This is a genomic window from Pseudomonas sp. IT-P395 (assembly GCF_949767675.1).
Taxonomy (GTDB): domain Bacteria; phylum Pseudomonadota; class Gammaproteobacteria; order Pseudomonadales; family Pseudomonadaceae; genus Aquipseudomonas.
In genome coordinates this window covers 338,724-360,392 of the sequence record NZ_CATKPW010000033.1, presented here as the reverse complement: position 1 = coordinate 360,392, position 21,669 = coordinate 338,724, and the positions used below count along the sequence as shown (strand labels likewise).

Here is a 21,669-nt window from a genome sequence, read left to right as displayed (position 1 = left end):
CAGGGATCGCGTCTTGCCTGAATTCTTGAGCACAATTAAATGACCCCCTTGCCCGCACCACTGCGCTGGCTCTACTCCCTGGAATGGCGCCGTGGTTTTTTCGACTGGGCGCGCAGCGATGGCGTGACCTGGGTCTACATCTTCAAGGTGTTGATCGCCGCATTCCTCACGCTGTGGCTGGCCATGCGTCTGGAATTGCCGCAACCGCGCACGGCGATGATCACCGTGTTCATCGTCATGCAGCCGCAGAGCGGCCAGGTGTTTGCCAAGAGTTTCTATCGCTTCCTCGGCACACTGGCCGGGTCGGCGATGATGGTCACGCTGATCGCGTTGTTCGCGCAGAACACCGAGCTGTTTCTTGGCTCGTTGGCGATCTGGGTCGGTATCTGCTCGGCCGGCGCTGCGCGTTGCCGCAACTTCCGCGCTTACGGTTTTGTCCTCGCCGGTTACACCGCAGCGATGGTCGGGCTGCCGGCGCTGGCGCACCCGGACGGAGCGTTCATGGCGGCGGTGTGGCGGGTGCTGGAGATCTCGTTGGGGATTCTCTGTTCGACTCTGATCAGCGCCGCGATCCTGCCGCAAACCGCCAGCGCCGCCATGCGCAATGCCTTGTACCAGCGATTCGGCGTGTTCGCGCTGTTCGTTACCGATGGCCTGCGCGGACGCAGCAAGGCCGAGTCTTTCGAGGCGAGCAATGTGCGCTTCATTGCTGAAGCCGTGGGGCTGGAAGGGCTGCGCAGTGTCACCGTGTTTGAAGACCCGCACATGCGTCGGCGTAACGGTCGACTAAGTCGGTTGAACAGCGAATTCATGGGCATCACCACGCGGTTCAATGCCCTGCATCAATTGCTCGAGCGCTTGCGCGGCAATGGTGAAGAACACGTTGTCGCCGCGATCAAACCGGGCCTGCAGGATCTCGCCGAAGTGCTCGACGGCTTCAGTGGCCGCGCCCTGACCAGCCCCGATGCCGGCCGTTTGGCGACTGCATTGGCGAGCTATAAGGAAGGCCTGCCGGCCCGCGTGCGCAGCCTGCGCGCGATCTTTCAGGACACCGAGCGGAGCGAAGCCGAACAACTGGATTTCCACACCGCTTACGAACTGCTTTATCGCTTCGTCGACGACTTGCACAGTTATGCACAGACCCATGCGTCATTGGCCGATCACCGCCACGAACGTGAGCGTTGGGACGAGCCGTTCACCCCGCAAACCAACTGGTGGGCCGCCGCTGCGTCGGGCATTCGCGCCTCGTTCATTCTCATCGTGCTGGGCAGTTACTGGGTCGCCACCGCTTGGCCAAGCGGCGCGACGATGACGCTGATCGCTGCCGCCACCGTGGGCCTCTCGGCTGCTACGCCGAACCCGAAACGCATGGCGTTCCAGATGGCGTGCGGAACCTTCCTCGGTGCCCTGATCGGCTTCGTCGAGATGTTTTTCATCTTCCCGTGGATCGATGGTTTCCCGCTGCTGTGCGTGATGCTCGCGCCGGTGATCGTGCTCGGCTCGTTCCTCACCTCGCGGCCGCAATACGCCGGCGTCGGCCTCGGTTTGCTGATCTTCTTCAGCACCGGTTCGGTGCCGGACAACCTGACCATCTACAACCCTTACACCTTTATCAACGACTACATCGCCATGGTCATGGGCATGTTGGTCTGTGCTGCCGCCGGGGCGATCATTCTGCCGCCGAACAGCCGCTGGTTGTGGAAGCGCCTGGAACAGGATCTGCGCGGGCAAGTGGTCTACGCGATCAGCGGCAAACTGAAAGGTCTGGCCTCGAGTTTCGAGAGCCGCACACGTGATCTGTTGCATCAGGCTTACGGCCTCGCGGCCGGTCAGCCGAAAGTGCAGAAGAACCTGCTGCGCTGGATGTTCGTGGTACTGGAAGTCGGCCACGCGATCATCGAGTTGCGCAAGGAACAGGCGATCCTGCCGGTGCACCCGGCCTATGCCGAGTCGCAGCCGTGGCGCCAGGCGATCCGCGTGATGGGCCGCGCGCTGGTGCGACTGTTTCTGCAACCAAACTCCAGCAATCTTGAGCGCGCATTGGTCGCGGTTGACCACGCAATCAGCCGCGTCGCAGCCACCGATGAGCCGTTCGCCCCACACTTCGATACCTCGGCATTGCGGCGGGTGAAGAGCTATCTGCACTTCATCCGTACCTCGCTGCTCGACCCGCAATCACCGCTTGCTGCCTACGCCATCGCCAAGCCCGAAGGACTTGCCCATGCCTCGTGAAATCGCCTTCCACGGCGTGTACATGCCGACCATGACCCTGATGTTTTTCATCGCTGCGGCGCTGGCCTGGGCGGTGGACCGGTTCCTGTCCGGGTTCGATCTGTACCGTTTTTTCTGGCACCCGGCGCTGCTGCGTCTGAGTCTGTTTACCTGTCTGTTCGGCGCCATGGCGCTGACTGTCTACCGTTGAGAACGTTCTGATGAAAAAGTTTTTCAGCCTGCTCGCGACCCTGCTGGTGCTGGCCCTGGCGTTGTGGATCGGCCGCACGTTGTGGGAGCACTACATGAACACGCCGTGGACCCGTGACGGTCGCGTGCGTGCCGACATCATCAACGTCGCCGCCGACGTCACCGGTGAAGTGGTCGACGTGCCGGTGCGCGACAACCAACTGGTGAAGAAGGGTGATCTGTTGATGCAGATCGACCCGGAGCACTACCGCATCGCGGTGAAACAGGCGCAGTCGCTGGTCGCCTCGCGCAAGTCGACGTGGGAGATGCGCAAGGTCAACGCCCATCGCCGCGCCGATCTGGACAACCTGGTGATCTCCAAGGAAAACCGTGACGACGCCAGCAACATCGCCGATGCCGCGCTCGCCGATTACCAACACGCGCAGGCGCAACTGGAAGCTGCCGAACTCAACCTCAAACGCACCGAAGTGCGCGCGGCGGTCGACGGTTACGTGACCAACCTCAACGTGCATCGCGGTGACTACGCGCGCATCGGCGAGGCGAAAATGGCCGTGGTCGACATGAACTCGTTCTGGGTTTACGGCTTCTTCGAAGAGACCAAACTGCCCCACGTGAAAGTCGGTGACAAGGCCGACATGCAGTTGATGAGCGGCGAAGTCTTGAAGGGCCACGTGGAAAGCATTTCTCGTGGCATCTATGACCGCGACAACCCGGAAAGCCGCGAACTGATCGCCGATGTGAACCCGACGTTCAACTGGGTGCGGTTGGCGCAGCGGGTGCCGGTGCGGATTCACATTGATGAAGTACCGGAGGGTGTTCTGTTGGCGGCGGGGATTACGTGCACGGTTGTGGTGAAGCAGAGCGCTGTGGATAACTGATGGACTGAGGCGTCTGCATCGCGAGCAGGCTCACTCCTACACTGGATCTGCGTTACACCGAAGATCCCCTGTAGGAGTGAGCCTGCTCGCGATGGCGTCGACCCGGTCTCAGAGTTTGCCGCGCAAACCGAAGCGCTTCATTAACGTCGGCTCCAGTAAACCCTTGGGCAGCAACGCCGCCAACAACGGCAACGCCCGGCTGCCATTGCCAATACGGATCAATCTTGGCGGTTTGTTCTGTTGCACGGCTTTCAGCAGCACAGCCGCAAATTCAATGGCCGGCGTCGGCTTGTCCTGCGACGCCTTGGCCCGCGCGCGAATACCCTCACGTAGCGGAAACCACGGCGATTGTTCATTGATCAATTGCTCGGCTTCATGCCCGGCGTTTTTGGCAAAACTCGATTGAATCGCCCCCGGCTGCACTTCCATCACGCGAATACCGAACGGTGCCAGCTCCATGCGCAAGGCATCGCTCAACGCATGTACTGCCGCCTTCGATGCGCAATAGGCACCGGCAAACGGTGTGACCAATACGCCGGAAACACTGCCGATGTTCACCACCAATCCCTTGGCCCGGCGCAGCACTGGAAACAGTGCGCGCGTAACGCCGACAATCGAAAACACATTGGTCTCGAACTGGCGCTGCATGGCCGCGACACCGCCATCGAGCAGCGGCCCCATGGCGCCGTACCCGGCGTTGTTGATCAGCACATCAAGGCCGCCGTGTTGCTGGTTGATCCGCTCGCCGAGTTGCTCCAGCGCCGCATTGTCGTTGACGTCGAGTTGCACGGCGCTGAACCCGGCTGATGCCAGCAAAGCGACATCTTCAGCCTTGCGCGCACTGGCCCAGACTTCGAAACCAGCGGCTTTGAACGCATCGGCGAGGGCGCGGCCGATGCCGCTGGAACAACCGGTAATCAACGCAACGGGCATGGCGCATTCCTTGTGCAGCAAGTGTGAGAAAGGGGATCAGTCGGAGAAACTACCCTGCAATCGCTCGGCGCGAAACTCCAGGGTTTGCGGGCGATAACCGGGACGCAGCGGCGGCATCGGCAGGCAGTCTTCCCAGTCGCCACCGGCCTGCAGTTCACCGGGACCACGATAGCGCGGCGCGGTGTATTGGTTGTCGGCCAGATTGACCGTGTCACCCGGTGCATAAGCGGCGATGCGCCAGCGCAGTTCGGTCAAGGGAACGTCGTTGCCATTTTTCATTTTCAGCTGCAACGGACGATCGGCCGGGCATTGTTCGGGAGCGTAAGCGATACGCATCTCAAGGCGCGCCAGTTGCTTGATCTCGCGGTTGTCCAGCCACACCACCCACATGGCCACGAAACCCAGGCCAATCGCCGCCGCCACGGAAACCGGCAAGGCTTTGGCCGGGTAGCGCAGCAGGAGGATCAGCCAGGTAATGACCAGCAGAATGCCGATGAACATGTGGGAACGCTCCGTGAGTTTGTGCGCACCATCCTACCGAAGGCTCGGCGCAATGGACATTTGTTGCGCACGGGATTTAACCGTTGGTCGGAACTGTAATTTCTGACAGTAGGCGCATCGCCAGGCGTCTGCTCAGATCATTGCAGGCGCAGAGGACGCAGTTATCGAGCGGGGTGAGCTACATGGACATGTTCAGCAAAACACCGGTGCTGGCAGTGAACGACCCACGCGGGCTGGCCGTTCGCAGGGTCGATTACTGGCGTTGCGACGTTAATCAAGCACCTGAACCGCGCATCCATCGCACGGCCCACGATGCGGCGGGTCGCGCGGTGACGCAGTGGGACCCGCGATTGTGGGCGCTGCAAAGCGATGATCCGCTAGCGCCGGCCAACCTGAGCACCGTTTACTTGTTGAACGGGCAGATTCTGCGCTCGAACAGCGTCGACGCCGGGATGCAGCTCAGTCTGTTCGGTCCGGGCTCAGAGACATTGACGGATTGGGACAGCCGAGGCACCCGCCGGGACATTGAGCATGACCTGTTACTGCGGCCGACGGCGGTGTTCGAAGCTGGTGAGCTGCAACCACGCCGTTGCGCCGAGCGTTTTGGATATGGTCAGCCGGGTGATGCCGATCAGGCGCGTAATCAGCTTGGCCAACTGATTCGTCACGAAGACCCGGCGGGAAGCGTGCTGTTCGAGGTCTTCGCGATCACCGGGGAGAACGTTGAAAGTACCCGGCATTTCACCCTTGAACCCGTCTCCCCGGATTGGCCTGAGCCAATCGATGAGCGCCAGCGTTTGCTCGAACCCGGTGAGGGCGCAATGACCCATTGGCGTTTCGGGCCCCTCGGGGCGGTGCTCGAGCAGATCGATGCGAAGGGTAACCGGCATGTCAGTGAGTTGACCCTCGATGGAGGCTTGCGCGCCCGCCATCTGCAGTTGAGCCATCAGACTGAGTGGCGGGCGGTGGTCAGCGATATTCACTACAACGCAGAAGGGCTGGTCACGCAGGAACTGGCAGGCAATGGCGTGCTGACAACGCTGACCTACCGTGAAGAGGATGGGCGTCTGATGACGCGTCACGCCGAAACCGGTCAGGGTGTGGTCTTGCAGCATCTGCTGTACCAATACGACCGGACAGGCAATGTGCTGAGCATCGAAGACAAGGCGTTGCCCGTGCGCTACTTCGCCAACCAGCGTATCGAACCGATCAGCCGCTTCACCTACGACAGCCTCTACCAATTGTGTGAGGCCCGCGGATGGGAGGCAGGGCCGGGCGATGGCGGCCCGACAGCGATCGCCAACTATTTGCAAACCTATGGTTATGACGCTGGCGGCAATCTGCTCAAGCTGACCCACGTCGGTGCACAGAGTCCAGGTCATGATCTGCAGGCTGCCCGCTACAGCAATCGCTGCCTGCCCTGGCGCAATGGCGTGCCCCCCGACGAGGCAGAGATCGCCGCAGCGTTCGACGCTCGCGGTAACTTGCTGCTGCTGGATCAAGGCCGGCAGTTGCAGTGGAATCTGCGCAATCAACTGGATGCGTTCGTGGCGGTGCAACGCGATTGCGCTGCGGATGATCACGAAGTCTATCTCTACGACGGCGCTGGTCAGCGTGTACGCAAGATTCGGTCGCTGCAGACCAGGGTTCGTGCTGTCGTTACGCAGGTACGCTACCTCCCTGAACTGGAATTGCGCACGGATGCCGGCACCGGCGAGGTGCTGCAAGTCATCACGGTGCAGACCGCCCTGAACAGTGTTCGTGTTCTGCACTGGGAGAGTCCGCCGCCAGCAGGCGTTAACGATCAGTATCGCTACAGTTTCAATGATCATCTGGGATCGATCAGTCTGGAACTGGCGGCAGATGCGCAACTGATCAGCCGCGAGCATTTCTATCCATTCGGGGCGACCGCGTGGAGTGAGGAAAGCGACATCAGTTACAAAACCGTGCGTTATTCGGGCAAGGAGCGTGATGCCACGGGTCTGTACTACTATGGTTTTCGTTATTACATGCCGTGGTTGCAGCGCTGGCTCAACCCTGACCCGAAAGGTTTTATCGACGGGCCGAATCTGTACCAGATGGTCGGTAACTCACCGATGCGGCATGCCGACAGCGACGGCGGTAAAAAGACCGATACGTCAGAGTTGGCTGACAGTGCACAAGAGCAGAAGGCATTGCTGGATTCGATGACTTCGGCTGCTGCGGATGTCAGAAATTCGTTACTCAATCACACGCAGGCGCGGCACCGCTTTCAGGCGCTGGTCAGGCGGGTGACGACGCAACTGAGCAGCAGTCTGGTCAGAACTGGAGCTAAGGCTTTGGGGGGCGCGGCAGGCACAGCGTTGGGGGGAACATTGGGGCCGGTAGTGGGTGCACTCGGGGGGCAGGTGGGTGAGAAGGCCGGCACCGCGCTGGCGAACGTCGTCATCGAAAAGGTCGTGGACACCTTTCAGTTGAACCGTCCTATCAACTTCAAGGGCAGCGAGATGAATCCGAAGGCGTTCGTTGAAAGCGTGGCGCCAAAAACGAAACCCAGTCTCGCCAAGGTAAAACTGGAGTTGGCCGCCCATGATCCGCGCACTGCCGACGGTCGATCACGTCTGGTGAAAATGGCTGGCACCAAGGCGGAGGACAAAGTAATCGAGATAATCGCCGACAAACTGGGACCGGAGGCTCCGGGTCTGGTCCAGACGGTACGGGAGTTCGCCCATGCTTCGCGAGGTTTGAATGCCGAGGCGTTAAGTGAAGCTTACGAACATATTCCGGTAGACATCGACATGGCAACGTTCAGGATGTCAGCCATCTTGAACGAGTTGGCGACTGCCGGCAGTTCAGATCCTGAGCTTTTCGAAACGGTTGCAGGGCTTTCAATGCAAACATCGAACACTGTTCAAACGCTGGAACGGACTCAGGACTTCATTGGATTTATTGCACCGACGCCATACGCCGGGAGGCAGCAATCGCTGGGAGGAAGTTCCCGGCCAAAACTGATCCGACAACATTCGCTCGGCTGAAAAAAAGCCCCCGCCCAACCCGCTGCGGATAGGGGACGCAGCGGGCTGGACGGGGGCTTCTTGTTTTATCGATCAGTTACTGCGCGATGGTTTTCACCGACACGCCGCGTTCGATCGGGGTGGAGCGGCCGTAGATATCTTCGAAGCGTTCGATATCGTCTTCACCCAAGTACGAACCCGATTGTACTTCGATGATTTCCAGCGGGATCTTGCCCGGGTTGCGCAGACGATGCACCGAGGCGATCGGGATGTAGGTCGACTGGTTTTCGCAGAGCAGGAACACGTTTTCATCGCAGGTCACTTCGGCGGTGCCGCTGACCACGATCCAGTGCTCGGCGCGGTGGTGGTGCATCTGCAGCGACAGGCACGCGCCCGGTTTCACCGAGATGTGCTTGACCTGGAAACGCCCGCCCATGTCCACCGAGTCGTACGAGCCCCACGGACGATAGACTTCGCAGTGGTTCTGGGTTTCGCTGCGGCCCTGCTCGTTGAGCGTGTTGACCATCTGCTTGACGCCCTGAACCTTGTCTTTGTGGGCGATCATCATGGCGTCTTTGGTTTCGACCACGACAATGTTTTCCAGACCGATCACCGACACCAGTTTGCCGTTGCCGTGGATCATGCAGTTCTTGCTGTCCTGAATCACCACATCGCCTTTGGTGACGTTGCCGTTGGCGTCCTTCTCGTTGACTTCCCACAGCGACGACCAGCAACCAACATCGCTCCAGCCTGCGGTCAGCGGCACCACGCAGGCGCGCTGGGTTTTTTCCATGACGGAGTAGTCAATGGAGTTGTCCGGGCAGCAGGCGAAGGTGGCTTCGTCGAAGGTGATGGTGTCGGCGTCCTGCTGGCTGCGCTCGAGGGTCAGCAGGCAGGTGTCGTAGATGTCCGGATCGTGTTTTTTCAGTTCTTCGAGGAAGCGGCTGGCGCGGAACAGGAACATGCCGCTGTTCCAGTAGTAACCGCCGGACTCGACGTACTCGGTGGCACGTTTGACGTCAGGTTTTTCAACGAAATGCGAAACGCGGCTGACGCCTTCGGGCAGCAGCGAGTCGCCGGTGGATTTGATGTAGCCGTAACCGGTTTCCGGTTTGGTTGCCGGCACGCCGAACAGGACCATTTCGCCGTTTTCGGCAGCAACGGTGGCGAGGGCGAGGGCGCGTTGCAGGGCTTTCTGATCTTCCAGCACGTGGTCGGCCGGCAGCACCAGCATCAACTCGTCACGACCTTCATTGACCAGCATCATCGCGGTCAGCGCCACGGCCGGCGCGGTGTTGCGGCCGAACGGTTCCATGAGGATGCGCTGGCATTCCAGCTTACGGTTGGCCAACTGCTCGTTGACGATGAAGCGGTGATCCTTGTTGCAGACCACGATCGGGGTGTCCATGCCTTCGAACACCAGACGCTCGAGGGTCTGCTGGAATAGAGTGTGTTCGCCGGTCAGGGCGAGGAACTGTTTAGGGAACTGCTTACGCGAAAGCGGCCAGAGACGCGAACCGCTACCACCTGACAAGATCACCGGAATCATATTGTTTACTCCATAAAATCGATTGGTTAGAGGCACGAACGCTGTGTCGTTTCACTCTTGTTTTTGTCTCGTGTCCGAACTCTCACCTCGGTCCCTGTGGGAGCCTGGCTTGCCAGCGATGGCATCACCTCGGTGTATCTGCAGAACAGAGGTGTCTGCATCGCTGGCAAGCCAGCTCCCACAGGGAGCCGGGTCAGTTCGGAAAATTCGTTAGCGGGTCGATACCGGGCGTTTCACCCATACTGGCGACAGGCTGCTGCCGCTGCCGGTGACGTACAGCACCGCAGCTTCGCCGCGCTCAAGGGCGACCGGCTTCACGTCGCCGACTTTCTTGTCACCTTCGTACAGCGCCAGGCTGACTTTTACCGGGTTGATTTCACGTTCGCCACGGCCCTTGGCGGCCACGTTCGGCACCACGTCGGTCTTGCCGTCGGCGGTCTTCAGGGTCAGCGGCTTGTCGCTGAGGTTCTGCACGCGCACCAGGGATTTCTGCTTGTTCTTGAACGGCGGCTCTTCGATCAGTTGCGGCGCGCCGGAAGCGTTGTTGACCAGGGTGTAGTAGTGGTCACCAGCGAGTTTCACCGGCAGGGTCTGGCTGCCGACCTTTGCGCTGTAATCACCGCCCGGCATGAAGCTGAAGTCGCTGCTGGCCAGTGGCGCAACGTCGCTCAGGTTGGTGCTGCCGACAGTCGCGCTGACTTCAGCGTTGCTGGCGTTGTAGACACGCACGAAGGTCGAGCCTTTCGGTGCGGTCGGGCCGTACAGGGCGGCGTCGCCACCGGCAAAGGCTGGGACGGAAAGCACGCTGAGGCCAGCAACCAGTGCGAAGCTTTTAGCGAGACGACGAGGAGTAGTAGTGAAAGTCATGGTGTACCTCTCTTTCAGTTTTGCGCCCGATCGGGCGTCTCGGATTTAGTGTTGATTGCTACGTTTTGTTGGCGCGCGCCGGCTTGTTTAAGCTCTGCGACCCACTGCGGGTCGGCGTCGCCGATTTCGTTGTTCACAGGCAGATAACGTTCAGGAAACTCCCAGATCAGCACCTGCGGCGGGCTGTTCTTGAAGTCATCGCTTTTCAGGTAGCTGAGCATCGGCAGAATCGGGCCGTGGCCGTCTTCGGCGTAGCTCACCACGTCGCTGTGCAGCGCTTGTTTCAGTGCACCGACGAAGTTCCAGTTAGGGTTGGCGCTGTAGCTGGTGCCGACCAGTGCCACCGGCACTTCATTGCTGGCGAACAGCGCGTCGTCACCGGCAGGCTGATCGCCAGCCGCGACGGTGTTGCGCTTTTGCAGCGGCTCTTGCGCCGGCATCAGGTTTTCAAACAGCGGATCGAGCGGCAGGAACAAGCGCAGGTCGCCCTTGTGCGTGACCTTCTCCGCTGGCGTGGTAACAAAGCGCTGCGGCTCGCCGCTGAGCGGGAACTTGTCAGCGATGGTTTTTGCCAGGGTGTTCGCGGCAATCTCGGCGCCTTCCGGCGTCCAGTGCGTGTCGGTGCGCAGGAACACTTGCTGACCGTTCTGCTTGGCCTGTTGCAATGGCTTGAGCAGGTCAGGGGCGAGGATCTTGTCCGCCGCGACGCGGTGGTGGAAATCCTCATAGAGGTTTTCGTGAATGCTCGCCGGCTTCACTTCACCCAGGTGCTCCGGGTACAGACGAACCTTGGCCGGCACGATCGCCATCACCAGTTTCACGCCTTTCTCTTTCAGGGTCTGGCGCACGCCTTCGACCAGCGCGTAGTTGCCTTGCAGGTTCAGCTCTTCGTTGACGATCGGGTTGAATTCCTCATCGCTGTACAACCACTGATCGCGACCGAGCACCACGCCCGGACGACCTTCGTTGAACAGTTTGAAATCCAGCGCGGCCCAGAGGTTGGTGCCCAGACGCTTGATCGGGAATTCTTCGTCGTAATGGGTTTCCACAGCCTTGGTCCAGCGGCCGTTAAGCACCGTCGCATCGGCGTTGGTGCTGAAGCCGAAGAAGCTGCGTACCGACCACAGACCCAAGACCAACAGGGTCACCAGGAACAGGGCGATGTAGAAGATGCGTAATGAGCGGGTCATGTCAGATCCCTCAGAACTGGAAGTAAAGGAACGGCGAGAAGCTTTGCGCCGAAAGTTTGAGAATCGAGGCGATGAACAGCAGCAGGATCAGGCCGCGCATCACGTAACGCGACCAGTCCGCGCTCCAGTAGGCCGGTTGTACCTGGGCTTCGACGCCGACGGTGTAGCCAGGCTCGTGGATGCTTGCCGGGTTTTCGCCGGGTGCGGCTTTGATCATTCCCGGCGTCGCGGTGGCAGGGCCGTTGGCCTCGACGTTGACTTCCGGTTTGCTCTTGGCTGGCGGCTGATTGGTGTACAGATCGCGCAGACCGAAGAACGCCAGCGTCACGTACGCAACAACCAAAGTCGCCACTTGCAGACCGGTGAGGCTGGCCTGATTAAGTTCCGACAACGACCATTCACCGAAGCTGAACATCGCGCCGTACATACGACCGGCGACGTGCAGGTTCTCGGCGCGGAAGATCACCCAGCCCATGACCACGAGCAGGAAGGTCAGCGCCCAGCGGATCGGGTTGAGGCTGCGCGGCGAGGTGTTCAGGCCCAGCGCTTTTTCAATCGCCAGCCACATGCCGTGCCAGGCGCCCCAGACGATGTAAGTGATGTTCGCGCCGTGCCACAGGCCACCGAGGAGCATGGTCAGGAACAGGTTGCGGTAAGTCATCAGCGTGCCTTTACGGTTACCGCCGAGAGTGATGTACAGATAGTCACGCAGCCAGGTCGACAGGCTGATGTGCCAGCGGCGCCAGAACTCGGTGATCGACTGGCTGATGTACGGTTGTTTGAAGTTTTCCATGAAGCGGAAACCCATCATCAAGCCCAGACCGATGGCCATGTCGCTGTAACCGGAAAAGTCGAAATACAGCTGTGCGGTGTACGCCAGCGCGCCGAGCCAGGCATCACCCGTGGTCGGGTTTTGCAGGGCGAAGCAATGGTCGGCGACCACCGCGAGGGTGTCGGCAATGAAGACCTTCTTGATGAAACCCTGCATGAACCGCGTGCAGCCCTCGGAGAATTTATCGAGGGTGTGCGTGCGGTTGTTGAACTGGTCGGCGAGGTCGCGGAAACGCAGGACCGGGCCGGCAATCAGGTGCGGGAAGATCGCTACGAATGCGGCGAAGTCGATCAGGTTGCGCGTGGCCGGGGTATCGCCGCGATACACGTCGATGATGTAGCTGATCGACTCGAAGATGTAGAACGAGATACCGATCGGCAGCAGCACGTGGGTGAGGATGAACGGCTCAAGACCGACCGAAGTCATCATCGCATTGATGCTGTCGACGCCGAAGTTGGCGTACTTGAAGTAGCCGAGGATGCACAGGTCGACTGCTACGCCGAGCAGCAGCCAGCGCTGCGCCGGTTTGGTTCTGACGCCGGCGGCACCGACTTTGAGGCCGATCCAGTAGTTCCACAGCGTGACGGCGGCGAACAGCGCGAGGAAGTCCACACGCCACCAGGCGTAGAACACGTAGCTGGCGATCAGCAGCAGCAGGTTGCGATAGCGTTGCCCGCTCAAGTAGTACAAGCCGAGAAAGATCGGCAAGAACAGAAACAGGAACACGTTGGATGAAAATACCATCCCGATCTCTCCATGTTTGAACCAACAGTCAAGGGCCAAAGCCCCCCCAAACCCCCCGTGGTAGTGGAGGGGTGAAACGGTGTTTCTGTCAGGGTTGTGCAGGGCCTTGAAAACTTGCCCTCACCCCCCGCCCTCTCCCGGAGGGAGAGGGAGCCTGATCTCCATGGTTTTCAGAAAAGGAGATCGACTCGATATTTCTTTGCAGCCTGATCTCGATTGTTTTTCAACACCTGAGATCGACTCGGTATTTCTGTGCAGCCTGATCTCGATTGTTTTTCAACACCTGAGATCGGCTCGGTATTTCATTTCGGTGTAACTCGCACAGCCACCTCGGTCAGTCCCCTCTCCCTTTGGGAGAGGGTTAGGGTGAGGGGCTTTTGCTTTATGAGCCTTTGTTGCCCTTCTCATGCGACGGGTCGTAGACCTTGGTCAGGTCGCCACCCAGGCGGAAAGTCTTGAACGGTTGCATGCCATGCTTCTTCTCGATGACATCCGGCGCACAGGTGTAGAGCGTGCAGAACGGTTCGAGCCAGGCGAATTTCATGTCCTCTTTCAAGTCGGTCATGTCCTGCTCTTTACCGTTCTTCTTCTCGAATTCATCCGGGTCTTTCACCCCAGACAACACCCGATCACCCAGACGCTTCAGCGCGCCGTTGTTTTCCTGACGCAAATCAACACCATTGACCTGAGCAAAACTGGCGATCATCGCCAGCGGCGGCAGGGCGTAGTTGTGATAGGCGAGGGCGCGTTGCTGGCGCTTGAGTTCGTTGGGCAGGAAGCCGTCGGCATCGACTTGATTGACGCCAACCTTGTATTCCTTCACCGCCCAGTCAAACAGATCGCGGCGGTTGGTCGCGACCGAGGTAGCCATCACCGACCATGCAGCCCAGTAGGAATGGTTGTTGGTTTTTTCCAGCGGCAGGTTGTCCCAATCGCTGACCACCTGATCAGCCATTTTGCTGAACCACGCCTCAATCAACTGCGCTTCCTGTTGATGCTGGGCCAGCGGATGCGAGTCGGAGAACTTCAGGCGAATGTACGAAGAGGCCATGCTGCCCAGCGCCCATTTGCGCATCGACTTGCCGGTGTGGTTGAAGTCTTTCGACATCAACGCATCGGCCTTGGCCCACGCGGTCAGCCAGTTCAGCGTGCATTCGAGCTGCTCCGGACGCCCGTCGCGCATGAACTGCATCACCCGTTTGGCGGTGCCGCGTTCCAGCGTGGTGATGTCTTTGGTGGTGTCGCGAAAGGCTTTTTCCGACTGCACGTTCAGTGTCGCGCGGGCCTTGTCCGAACCTTCGTATTTGCTGCGAAATTGCAGCGGCCCAGTGTAGGGCGTCGGCATCGCATCGCAGCCTTCGCTTTTGTCACCGGTCTTGAATTTATCCACAGGCGCGAAATAGCCCTGAGGTGGACGCAGTGGTGCGGCGGCCTGCGCGTTGCCGGCGAAGATCGCCAGCCCGAGCAGCGTCGGCGCTAAAAGAGTTTTCAGTTTCGAGTTTCGCATAGCAGACCTCATTGCCCGACCTGAGCGGTTTGTTGCCCAGCGCCCGGGAATACGTTGCGTTTGCAGATTTTCGCTTCGACTTTCTGCGGCGCGGTGCCCGCTTCCGGGCCCTGGACTTCGACTGCCAGCAGGTTTTGCGAGGCCCAGTCTTCGTCCGTGCGCAGCTCAAAGGCGAAACGACCGTCGGTGTCGGAGGTTTCCGGTTTCTCGATCTTGATGTCCTCGTGGCGACCGTTCATGTACCAGAGGGTGGCTTGCAGGGTTTTCACCGAAGGGTCGGCGAAGCGGATGTCGACCTGATGGCTGCTGTTCTGCAGGTTCAGGTTCTTGCTGTTGACCAGCAGTTCTTGTTTGCTGCCCGGCTTGAGCGTGGTGCTCGCGGACATTTGCGCGTCTTTGCCTTCGCAGCCGTTGTCGAGAAGAGACATCATCTGGCGATAGATGGTTTCCTGGTCGAGGCGGTACAGCGGCGAGAATTCCCAGATGAGAATTTTCGGCGGGGTCTTCTGGAATTCGTCGCTGCCGAGGTACTGCAACATCGAACCTTCCAGGCCACCGCCGGGGAAGGCGACGTTGAGAATATCGGCGCCGATGGCTTCTTCGAGGAAGCCGGCGAAGTTGTAGTTCTTGCCGCTGTGCGAGGTGCCGACCAAGGTGATTTGTGGATTGCCGGAATCACCGAACAGGTCGCCGTCACCGGCCTCGCCCTTAGGCTCGGTGGTGAATTGATCCATGTACTGGATCGCGTAACTGGTGCCGCACAGTTGCCCGGCCATGTTGTGCAGGGTGCCGGTCTTGCCCATGCGCCCGGAGCGCTTGGTCTCGAATTCACGCTTGGGCACGTCGGCGAAGGCCGGGATCTGCTTGACCTTCTCGGCGACGATTTTCGCCGTGCGCTGTGCACCGTATGGCGTCCAGTGTTGGTCGCCACGGAAGTAGAAATCGTGGGCGGGCAGAGTGTCCGGCAGCGATTCGTTGGTCAGCGGCGACAGGTCCGGCACCACGTAACCCATCTTGGCGAAACGGCCGAGCATGGTCTTGTAGTTGCCCAGCGCTTTCTCGTAATCGAACGCGGCTTTTTCCTGCGGATTGAGCTTGTTGCGGTTCACCAGACCACGGGTCGGCTGGTAAACGATCACCAGCTCAACGCCTTTGGCTTTGAACGCATCGTGCAGTTGTTGCAGGCGTTTGTAGCCGGCCGGGGTGGTGTTGAACTCGGTACGCAGGTCTTCCTGCGTCCGGAACAGCCAGTCACCTTGCGCCTGCACCAGGGTGGTGAAGTTCTGCTGATAGCGCGTGGTGTAGTTCTTCGCGTCATGGGCGGCCGGGCACAGGTTGCAGCACGGTTCAGCGCTGAACTTCGGCGGTGTGGCAGCCGCGTTTTCATCGGCGCGGGCGCCGTTGCTGGCCGCGAGAATGCCCACGGTCAGGGCCGACAGGCTGAGTAATTTGATCAAGTGTGGGTGCATAAAATTATCCTCAGTCCTGCATTTCGGTCTGGCGTTCGACAGGGTCGATCAGCACGGCTTTCTGCTGGCGCACCAGCAGGTCGAGAATTTCATCCTGGCGTTCGCCGAGGATGCCGTTGAAGCTGATGCCGCTGGATTTGGTCGGCGCCAGCATCGACACGCGATACAGCTCGACACTCAACGGTGAATCGATCGACAGCGGGCCGCTGCCATTGGCCGCCAGTTCACCGCCAACGACGATCAGCGACACTTGGGCATCGAACGGGTCGAGCTTGATGTCACGGTCGGTGTCGGTGAGGTCCTTGATGTGGCCGTAGACGCCGGTCAAACCGTTGGCCATGGCGACGTTTTCGTAGAGGCGGATATTCACGCTGTTACGAATGCGGATGCCGTGGCGCTTGTTGCTGATGACCTTGTTGCCCCACAGCAGGTTGTCGGCGGACTCGTAGAGGGTGATGCCGTCGGTGTGGTTCTTGTAGATCTCGTTGTAGGCAATGATGTTGTTGACGCTGTTACGGTCGATCACCAGGCCCGAGAGGTGGTTATCGAAGCTCTTGTTGTTGAAGATGAAGCTGTCGTTGACCTCACGGGAAATAATGATCCCGTGCTTCTTCTTCGTACCGTGGACGGTGTTCTCCGCGATGATCAGACCGTGGGAACGGTCGTGCGGGTCGATGCCGTAGACGATGTTGTCTTTGTAGGTGTTGCCCTTGACCACGAAGTCGCGGGTCTCGTAGCAGTAGAAGCCGTACCACATGTCGGAGAACTCGGAGCCGACGATCCAGCCAGTCGGTTCAGGACGCTTGAGGACCTTGGCCATGTTCGGCGTGTACTGGGAAATACTCACGCCGTACGACTTACTGTTGGCGTAACCGAAACTGGCCATCTTGCTGTTGACGATGTAGGTCTCGGTGCCGCCCCAGGCGAGCAGGAACGGTCGGAATTCCTTCGGCGAACGGAAGGTTGCCGGGCCGTTGTCCTTTTCGCGCCAGCCAGTGACTTTGGTGTCACGCACGAACAACTGACCGTCGTTGACCATGAACGCACCGGCTTCTTGCGACAGGCGCAGTTCCTGGGTCTGACCGTCGATTTCGAGGATGCCTTTACGGCCAACCACGATCGGCAGCTTCGACAGGTACACGCCCGGCGCGGTCTCGCTGAAATACTGCTTGGGCAGTTTCTGCGCCAGATCCTTGAGGTTCATGTAGCCGTCGTCGACGAAGATCGCCTGCGGGATACCGTGCTGACGCACCACCCATTCGGCCATCTTGTTGTCGCCGCCGATAAAGTCCTTAAGGGCGTCTTCCTGCATCATCCGGCGCACGCTGACTTTGCCTGCTTTGCTGCGGACGATTTTCGCGGCGGCGGCTTCGGCGGTGTAGCCGGAAATGTCCGGCAGTTTCGGCGCGGCCAGGTTCAGCGCTTCGGTCGGCGCGCTGCTGACGGTGTAGGTCTTGGCTTGCTGCAGCTCTTTGGCGGTGGTCACCGGCTTAACCGGCTCCACAGTCGCGAAGGCGCTGGCGCTGGCCAGCAGCATCGCGCCGGCCAGCAGGCTGAGTGAGCCTGTCCTGGTGCTGATCATGTCGGGCACTCCCTTGGCGGTTTGCATCAGAAGCGCCAGATCACGTCGATGAACGCGCGGTGCATGTACGAATCAACCTGCTTGCCATAGGCATCGCCCGGTTTGAACACACCGCCACGGAAACGCACGAGGGCCGAAGGCTCGTCGATCGACTGGCTCAGCGCCGCCGGCAACAGGCCTTGCTTGAAGTACTTGGTGACGACCAGATCCATCTCCTGACCGAGATCCTTGTTGCCGTCTTCAAGCGGCAGCGAAGTACTGGAGAGGATCGCGCCGGTGGCGTCGTCGGTGTTGTTTTCCACCGCGTTGATGCCGTTGCTGCCCACTGGCTTGTTGCCGTCGACGCGCCAGAACTTGTGGTAGATCAGGCTGGCGTCGTACTCGTCGTTGACCATCCACGAACCGAACAGGGTCGCGGTCTGCATGTTGTTCATTTCGCCACGGAAGGCTTCACCGAAACGGTGCACCCGCGAGCGCGTACCGGTGTAGTTGGAGCGGTTGCTCTCCAGACCGGTCTGCTCGTAATCGGCACTGGCACGGGCATAGGCACCGCCGACTTGCCATTGCGGATCAAGGCGCAGGCGCACACCGATGTCGGTGGCCCAACCGTTGACGTCGTCGCTGCGTTTGGCTTGTGCCGGGCGCGAACCATCGGCGTTGAGGGCGTTGACCGAGTCGCGGTCGCCGCTCATGCCGGTGATGCTGCCCCAGTAGTTGACGGTGTTGGTGTTGCGCCAGTTGTAGGCGTCGCTGTCGGCGGTCAGGCCGATCCAACTGATGTCGCCGTTCTGGGTTTTATCCAGCGAATCGCGCGGCACGCCCGGCTCGGCGTAATCGAGTTTGCCGTCATCGTGGGTGTGATGACCACGAATGCCGACCCAGTTGCCCGGGGTCCACTGATAGGCCGCATCGGCGTAGGCGTGCAGGCGATCCTTGTCTTTCGGCGCCAGCTCTTTGAGGTCGGTGCGGTATTCGCTGAAGCGTTCGGCGACACCGGCGTTGGCGCGCAACAGGGTGGTGTCGAAGGTCCAGTTCAGCGCTTCGATGTTGGTGTCGCGCCATTGACCGTCGTCATTGCGCAGACGCTGGCGACCGAACTTGAGCATCTCGCCCGGGTACGGGGTGAGGCCGCTGTAACCGACCCAGAACTCGCGCATCGCCAGGTAGTTTTTCTTGGTTTTGCGATCACTGTTGTCGGTGGCTTGTTCACCGTCGGATTGTTGCAGGGTGTCGGTTTCGATGATGTCGGTCGAGGTCACGGCCTGGCCCATGGCGTAGGCGCTCCACGCGCCGCTTTCGCCGTAGATCCATGGACGCAGGTCGAGGCCGACGCCATTGACGTCGCCGCCACCGGCGGTGCCGAGGTCACGGTCGTCTTCGGACTGGCCGGTGACTTTCACTTCGAGGCCGAAGTTCTTGGTTTCAGTCATCGCGGCCAGTGTCGGGCAAGACCAGATCAGCGCGAACGAAAGGCCAATGCCGGCCTTCACGAATGGATTCAACTTCATAATTTTTCCTCGCCGTCTTCTTCTTGCAGGGCGTGCAGTTGCAGCGTGTTCGGGTTCAGAGCGCCACGGCTGGCTTGCTCCTGTTGCAGCAGACGTTGGGCTTCGGCCAGACGCTCGGGCGGCAGTTGCGCGGCGAGGGTGGTCGCCAGCTCATCGGCTTGCGGAGTGTTTTGCGCCTTGGCCAATTGGCTGAACACGTAGGCGTTGAGTGGATCGGGCTTGGTGCCCTTGCCTTGGGAGAACAGTTGGGCGATGGCGAAGTCGGCGCTGTTCTGGCCGTTACGCGCAGCCGTCAGCAGGTGGTCGAGAGCCTTCTGCGGGTAGACCTTACCCAGGTAACCACGGCGATAGATCTGGCCGAGGTAGTAGTCGGCGGCGACTTCGCGGCCAACGGCTTTCTGGAAATGTTCTTCGGCGACTTTCGCGTCGGCCGGGACCAGCTTGCCTTCGTAGTAGAGCTTGCCCAGCAACAGTTCGGCGCGCGGTTGGTCGGCGGCACGGCCGTTGTCGAGGTACTTCATCATCTGATCGACGTCACCCAGTTCCGGGTAGTCGTAGAGCAATTGCGCGAGGGTCACCCACGACGCCGGGTAGCCCGGAGCGATCGGCTCAAGCAGCGACTGCGCGGTTTTTTCGTCGGGCTTGCCGAGGGTCGAATCGGCCAATACACGGGCCACCGAATCGACGCGCTGCGCGGTGACGGTGCCACGGCTGTAACCGGCCTGCATCTGCTTGATCAGCTCAGCTTGTTGCTCTGGCTGCGCGCGTTTCTGGTAAACGGTGGCCAGTTCGACGTAGCAGATGTCGGTGGTGTTGAGCGCGGCTTTGCAGATTTTTTCCACGTCATCCAGGTGCTGGTCGTAGGTGCCTTGGGTGCGATACAGCAGCACCTGCGCCAGACCCGCTTCCGGATAACCGGATTTGCGCCACTGATCGATCTGCTGCTGCGCGTTGATGTTGGGGAAGCTGTGCGGGTATTGCAGATACAGCATCGCCAGCGGGATCAACGTGTTGCCTTCGCCATTGGCGGCGGCTTTTTTCAGCAGGGTTTCGGCTTCGTGGTGCTCGGCTTCGGTGGAACCCGGTTTGGCCACCAGCAAGCGGCCGAGACGCGCCTGAGCACGCGGCGAAACACTGGCGGCGGCGCGGTAAGTCGCCTCGGCCTGTTTCATTTGCGCAGGGTCGCGGCTGTCAACCTGGATGTCGGCGAGGCCGACTTGCGCTTCGCTGTAACCCAGATCAGCCAGTTGCTGATAGTTCTGCGCGGCGGTGGCGGTGTCGCCACGCTTGAGCGCTTCGTTGGCCAGACGCTGATCGGGCAGGCCGGCACAACCGGCCAGAGACACTGCCAGCGCCAGCGAGCACACCACATGAACTCTGTGGGAGCTGGCTTGCCAGCGATTCAGGCGACTCGGTATTCCAGTAAAACCACTGTGATCCAATCGCTGGCAAGCCAGCTCCCACAGGGATCGCGGTGTTTTCAGGATGGGTGGAGTAGTCACAGGCATGTCCTCGACTTAAAGACCGGCAGCCATGGCTTTGTCGATCAGCCAGTTCAGGTTCGGGCCACGGTCGCTGTTCACTTCCACCGGGCGGCCGGCGAGGCTGCTGTCGAGCGGCTCGTCAGGCTGGATCTGCACGCGGATGTCGGAGGACAGGTCGGCGCTCTTCAGGCTGGTGCTGCTGACGATCTTGCCGGTGCGGGTCTTGTCTTCGCCGGCAATCTGGAAGCTCACCGGGGTGCCTGGACGCACGTCGCCGAACTGGCGATAGGAGAAGCGTGCATCGACGGTGGCCTGGGTATTGCGCGGCACCAGTTGGAAGATCACATCGCCCTTGCTCGCGTATTGACCGTCGGCGACCAGTTGCTGGGCCACGGTGCAATCGCACGGCGAAGTCAGGGTGCCGGTCATTTGCTTGCCGAACAGTTCTTCAACCTTGGCCGGCGACAGTTGATCTTCTTCCAGATGGCCCTTGAGCACATCGAGCATGCTGGTGCTGAAGGTCGCGAGCGGCGCGCCTTTGGCCGCGACGCCGTCGGACTTGACCAGGCTCTGCACGGTGCCGTCACGCGGCATGGTGATGTTCATCCCCGGCACGCTGACCAGACCGGCCTGCGCGTGGCTGACGAAGTACATGCCGTACACCGATTTGAAAATGAAACCCGCCGCGACCAGGCCGACCGCGAAGATACCGGCGCTGAAGGTCACTGCTTTCAGGCGGCCGAACGGGGTCATGCCGGAGCCGCCGTCCTTGACCTTGCGCGCCTTGGTGAAGTTGTCGCGCTGCAGAGTCGCCAGCACTTCACCGATGCTGACGATGTCGCCGGCCAGGTGCGAAGTGATCAAGTGGCGCAGGGTGGAAATGTCCTGCGGCTCCAGATTCTGGAACTGGCAGCCGGCGCGGCCGGTCTGGCGATCGAAGGAACGTACTTGCAGTTCAACGTCCATGGCGATGCCGAGGTTGTCGATGACGAATTGCAGACGCGCCTTGTACACCTGGCCAATGGTCAGCGGCAGCTGCCCGGCGTTGAACGCCAGACCACCGGCAGACAGGTCGATGACCCGCGCTTCGACCGGCGTCCGGTCGGGACCGAAGAAGCGCAGTTTGGCCGGGATTTTCACGCGGGCGTGTTGGCGCTGGGCTTCGGATTCATGCACTACGTTGGCGTTGACGGCGGTATTCATAGGGGCGA

16 protein-coding genes are annotated in these 21,669 nt (G+C 60.3%); 4 read left to right on the top strand and 12 right to left on the bottom strand.

Annotation, left to right across the window (positions count from 1 at the left end):
* The first annotated feature begins 39 nt into the window (after window positions 1-39).
* The 3 genes from ACM6IN_RS20330 to ACM6IN_RS20320 are packed head-to-tail and all read left to right on the top strand — an operon-like array spanning window position 40 to window position 3,299.
* A complete protein-coding gene (locus ACM6IN_RS20330) occupies window positions 40-2,232 on the top strand; it encodes an FUSC family protein (RefSeq protein ID WP_414916602.1) in 2,193 nt (730 codons plus the stop codon).
* Window positions 2,222-2,422: a DUF1656 domain-containing protein gene (locus ACM6IN_RS20325; protein ID WP_007914106.1), complete on the top strand. Its 201-nt coding sequence runs from the start codon at window positions 2,222-2,224 to the stop codon at window positions 2,420-2,422. The genes ACM6IN_RS20330 and ACM6IN_RS20325 overlap by 11 nt, the downstream gene beginning before the upstream one ends.
* A gap of 10 nt (window positions 2,423-2,432) precedes the next feature.
* A complete protein-coding gene (locus ACM6IN_RS20320) occupies window positions 2,433-3,299 on the top strand; it encodes an HlyD family secretion protein (RefSeq protein ID WP_123375719.1) in 867 nt (288 codons plus the stop codon).
* A gap of 108 nt (window positions 3,300-3,407) precedes the next feature.
* Here ACM6IN_RS20320 and ACM6IN_RS20315 read toward each other — a convergent pair whose 3' ends face one another.
* Together ACM6IN_RS20315 and ACM6IN_RS20310 are read right to left on the bottom strand one after the other, a co-directional pair.
* On the bottom strand, window positions 3,408-4,232 hold the full coding sequence (locus ACM6IN_RS20315) for an SDR family oxidoreductase (RefSeq protein ID WP_414916601.1): 825 nt from the start codon (window positions 4,230-4,232) through the stop codon (window positions 3,408-3,410).
* Window positions 4,233-4,268: 36 nt separating this feature from the next.
* A complete protein-coding gene (locus tag ACM6IN_RS20310; RefSeq protein ID WP_123451836.1) occupies window positions 4,269-4,733 on the bottom strand; it encodes a multidrug transporter in 465 nt (154 codons plus the stop codon).
* Window positions 4,734-4,915: 182 nt separating this feature from the next.
* On the opposite strand from ACM6IN_RS20310, the gene ACM6IN_RS20305 reads away from it, so the two are divergent.
* A complete protein-coding gene (locus tag ACM6IN_RS20305; RefSeq protein ID WP_414916600.1) occupies window positions 4,916-7,747 on the top strand; it encodes an RHS repeat domain-containing protein in 2,832 nt (943 codons plus the stop codon).
* 76 nt (window positions 7,748-7,823) lie between these two features.
* Here ACM6IN_RS20305 and ACM6IN_RS20300 read toward each other — a convergent pair whose 3' ends face one another.
* The 10 genes from ACM6IN_RS20300 to ACM6IN_RS20255 form a co-directional block, all read right to left on the bottom strand.
* Window positions 7,824-9,275: a mannose-1-phosphate guanylyltransferase/mannose-6-phosphate isomerase gene (locus tag ACM6IN_RS20300; RefSeq protein ID WP_007914094.1), complete on the bottom strand. Its 1,452-nt coding sequence runs from the start codon at window positions 9,273-9,275 to the stop codon at window positions 7,824-7,826.
* A 210-nt stretch (window positions 9,276-9,485) separates the two neighbouring features.
* Window positions 9,486-10,142: an alginate O-acetyltransferase AlgF gene (locus tag ACM6IN_RS20295; protein ID WP_007914291.1), complete on the bottom strand. Its 657-nt coding sequence runs from the start codon at window positions 10,140-10,142 to the stop codon at window positions 9,486-9,488.
* A 14-nt stretch (window positions 10,143-10,156) separates the two neighbouring features.
* On the bottom strand, window positions 10,157-11,332 hold the full coding sequence (locus ACM6IN_RS20290) for an alginate O-acetyltransferase (RefSeq protein WP_007914293.1): 1,176 nt from the start codon (window positions 11,330-11,332) through the stop codon (window positions 10,157-10,159).
* Window positions 11,333-11,342: 10 nt separating this feature from the next.
* Window positions 11,343-12,908 carry an MBOAT family O-acyltransferase gene (locus tag ACM6IN_RS20285; protein WP_007914295.1) on the bottom strand — a complete coding sequence of 522 codons (1,566 nt, stop codon included), beginning with the start codon at window positions 12,906-12,908 and terminating at the stop codon, window positions 11,343-11,345.
* A gap of 382 nt (window positions 12,909-13,290) precedes the next feature.
* The gene (locus ACM6IN_RS20280) at window positions 13,291-14,415 is read right to left on the bottom strand and encodes a mannuronate-specific alginate lyase (RefSeq protein WP_414916599.1); all 1,125 of its coding nucleotides are present in this window, start codon (window positions 14,413-14,415) and stop codon (window positions 13,291-13,293) included.
* Between the two features lie 8 nt (window positions 14,416-14,423).
* Window positions 14,424-15,884 carry an alginate O-acetyltransferase gene (locus ACM6IN_RS20275; protein WP_414916598.1) on the bottom strand — a complete coding sequence of 487 codons (1,461 nt, stop codon included), beginning with the start codon at window positions 15,882-15,884 and terminating at the stop codon, window positions 14,424-14,426.
* A 10-nt stretch (window positions 15,885-15,894) separates the two neighbouring features.
* Window positions 15,895-17,466, bottom strand: a complete 1,572-nt coding sequence (gene algG, locus ACM6IN_RS20270; RefSeq protein ID WP_007914299.1) for a mannuronan 5-epimerase AlgG — start codon at window positions 17,464-17,466, stop codon at window positions 15,895-15,897.
* A 26-nt stretch (window positions 17,467-17,492) separates the two neighbouring features.
* A complete protein-coding gene (locus ACM6IN_RS20265; RefSeq protein WP_414916597.1) occupies window positions 17,493-18,974 on the bottom strand; it encodes an alginate export family protein in 1,482 nt (493 codons plus the stop codon).
* Window positions 18,971-20,482 carry an alginate biosynthesis TPR repeat lipoprotein AlgK gene (gene algK, locus ACM6IN_RS20260; protein ID WP_414916596.1) on the bottom strand — a complete coding sequence of 504 codons (1,512 nt, stop codon included), beginning with the start codon at window positions 20,480-20,482 and terminating at the stop codon, window positions 18,971-18,973. The genes ACM6IN_RS20265 and algK overlap by 4 nt, the downstream gene beginning before the upstream one ends.
* Before the next feature lie 9 nt (window positions 20,483-20,491).
* On the bottom strand, window positions 20,492-21,661 hold the full coding sequence (locus ACM6IN_RS20255; protein ID WP_007914303.1) for an alginate biosynthesis protein Alg44: 1,170 nt from the start codon (window positions 21,659-21,661) through the stop codon (window positions 20,492-20,494).
* Window positions 21,662-21,669: the final 8 nt, after the last annotated feature.

Bases quoted from the DNA above. Each gene is read 5' to 3' on its own strand.
- ACM6IN_RS20330 (WP_414916602.1), top strand. From the start codon at position 40: ATGACCCCCTTGCCCGCACCACTGCGCTGGCTCTACTCCCTGGAATGG.
- ACM6IN_RS20325 (WP_007914106.1), top strand. From the start codon at position 2,222: ATGCCTCGTGAAATCGCCTTCCACGGCGTGTACATGCCGACCATGACC.
- ACM6IN_RS20320 (WP_123375719.1), top strand. From the start codon at position 2,433: ATGAAAAAGTTTTTCAGCCTGCTCGCGACCCTGCTGGTGCTGGCCCTG.
- ACM6IN_RS20315 (WP_414916601.1), bottom strand. From the start codon at position 4,232: ATGCCCGTTGCGTTGATTACCGGTTGTTCCAGCGGCATCGGCCGCGCC.
- ACM6IN_RS20310 (WP_123451836.1), bottom strand. From the start codon at position 4,733: ATGTTCATCGGCATTCTGCTGGTCATTACCTGGCTGATCCTCCTGCTG.
- ACM6IN_RS20305 (WP_414916600.1), top strand. From the start codon at position 4,916: ATGGACATGTTCAGCAAAACACCGGTGCTGGCAGTGAACGACCCACGC.
- ACM6IN_RS20300 (WP_007914094.1), bottom strand. From the start codon at position 9,275: ATGATTCCGGTGATCTTGTCAGGTGGTAGCGGTTCGCGTCTCTGGCCG.
- ACM6IN_RS20295 (WP_007914291.1), bottom strand. From the start codon at position 10,142: ATGACTTTCACTACTACTCCTCGTCGTCTCGCTAAAAGCTTCGCACTG.
- ACM6IN_RS20290 (WP_007914293.1), bottom strand. From the start codon at position 11,332: ATGACCCGCTCATTACGCATCTTCTACATCGCCCTGTTCCTGGTGACC.
- ACM6IN_RS20285 (WP_007914295.1), bottom strand. From the start codon at position 12,908: ATGGTATTTTCATCCAACGTGTTCCTGTTTCTGTTCTTGCCGATCTTT.
- ACM6IN_RS20280 (WP_414916599.1), bottom strand. From the start codon at position 14,415: ATGCGAAACTCGAAACTGAAAACTCTTTTAGCGCCGACGCTGCTCGGG.
- ACM6IN_RS20275 (WP_414916598.1), bottom strand. From the start codon at position 15,884: ATGCACCCACACTTGATCAAATTACTCAGCCTGTCGGCCCTGACCGTG.
- algG (WP_007914299.1), bottom strand. From the start codon at position 17,466: ATGATCAGCACCAGGACAGGCTCACTCAGCCTGCTGGCCGGCGCGATG.
- ACM6IN_RS20265 (WP_414916597.1), bottom strand. From the start codon at position 18,974: ATGAAGTTGAATCCATTCGTGAAGGCCGGCATTGGCCTTTCGTTCGCG.
- algK (WP_414916596.1), bottom strand. From the start codon at position 20,482: ATGCCTGTGACTACTCCACCCATCCTGAAAACACCGCGATCCCTGTGG.
- ACM6IN_RS20255 (WP_007914303.1), bottom strand. From the start codon at position 21,661: ATGAATACCGCCGTCAACGCCAACGTAGTGCATGAATCCGAAGCCCAG.